General features: G+C 46.6%; 2 protein-coding genes. Both read left to right on the plus strand.

Annotated features, from left to right (window positions below):
- The coding region (hutX, locus tag R7Q46_RS25380) for a heme utilization cystosolic carrier protein HutX (protein ID WP_318077965.1) at positions 1 to 485 on the plus strand (485 nt) is incomplete at its 5' end.
- Between the two features lie 118 nt (positions 486 to 603).
- Positions 604 to 998 (plus strand): pyridoxamine 5'-phosphate oxidase family protein (locus tag R7Q46_RS25385; protein WP_318077966.1); only part of this gene is annotated, 395 nt, incomplete at its 3' end.

A 998-nucleotide genomic window follows, 5' to 3' on the forward strand; every position in this document is an offset into this window, starting at 1 on the left:
AGGTAGAAGTTCTATTGGAACAAGAACCTCAACTTCTGCCTGCCGCAATGGCAGAGCGTTTAGGTGTGACAGAATTTGATGTTGTCGCTGCACTGCCGCAAGAGATGGTTGCGATTGCTCCGGGCGAACAAGCGCAAACAATCCTTGAAAGCCTAGTTGGCTTTGGCCCAGTGACGACGATCGTACACTCCTTCGGCTCCATTTTCGAAGTGAAAGCGCCTTTTCCGAAAGGCAAAGTTGCGCGTGGTTATTACAACCTAATGGGGCGAGAAGGTGAACTGCATGGTCACCTCAAATTGGATAACGTGAAAAATATCGCGCTGGTCAGTAAACCGTTTATGGGACGTGAAAGTCACTACTTTGGCTTTTTCTCTGAATGCGGCAGCAATATCTTCAAAGTGTACTTAGGGCGTGATGAAAAACGCGAACTTATTGCTGAGCAGGTAACGGCGTTTCGTGCCATGCAAGCTGAGCTAAATCAGTAACAAAGACAGCCAGTCGTCGCGGCTTTTACATTCAAGGGTGTGAGAAGTCGCGACCACGAACATACATAACCGAACTAGAATTCGGGACAAATAAATAGAAATAAAGTCAGGTATCAATATGGATCAACAAGTTAAACAAGAGCGTTTGCAAGGCCGCCTAGGGCCAGAGATTAAAGAATTTCGTCAGGAGCGCCGTACTTTACAGCTTGCAACGGTAGACAGCGAAGGCCGTCCGAACGTAAGTTACGCGCCTTATGTTCAGAATCAGGAAGGTTACTTCGTTTTGATCTCTCAGATTGCTCGCCATGCTCGAAATCTGCTAGAAAATCCAAACGTTTCATTGATGATGATCGAAGATGAAGATTCATCCAAACAGCTTTTCGCACGTAAGCGTTTGACGTTTGATGCGGTAGCAACGGTTGTTGAGCGTGATACTGAAATGTGGCAATTGGTCGTTGGTCAGATGAAAGCGCGTTTCGGTGACATCATCGACGGTCTAAGTCAGCTTGAAGA

It is taken from the genome of Vibrio sp. 811 (assembly GCF_033339195.1).